This window comes from Pontimicrobium sp. MEBiC01747 (assembly GCF_053601635.1).
Genome location: NZ_JBSHNS010000510.1, coordinates 1 through 378, shown reverse-complemented (window position 1 = coordinate 378; position 378 = coordinate 1). Strand labels below are relative to the sequence as shown.

General features: G+C 39.7%; 1 protein-coding gene. It reads right to left on the bottom strand.

Features of this window, described 5'->3' with window-relative positions; all coding sequences use genetic code 11:
• A partial coding sequence (locus ACVC2P_RS16595) for a hypothetical protein (protein ID WP_452599573.1) occupies positions 1-378 on the bottom strand: 378 nt, incomplete at both ends.

The following is a 378-nucleotide window of genomic DNA, read 5'->3' as shown; positions in this document are numbered from 1 at the left end:
GGTTAATATTGCGCCTGTTGCATTGTTTGAGTTCTCGGCATTTACGGCACTTAATCCATTTCTTAATACAGGAACTCCTACTGAGGAAGCACTGATTAGATTAATTGTAGTAGAAGCAGTAATACCAGTGATATTTATAGTAGCAGTACTAACATCGTTAGGACAAGGATTTGTTCCAATAACAGTATAATCGAAGGTACTAGTAGTTGCACCAACAGCAGGCGTAAAAGTACCCGCGGCAGCATTAAAAGTACCACCAGATCCAGAAGTTTGCGACCAAGTACCACCAGCATCTTCACCAGCGATTAAACTAAATAAATCTATAGTTGTTGTACTACTATCGCAAATGGTTGTATTACCATCTGTACCAGCGTTAAC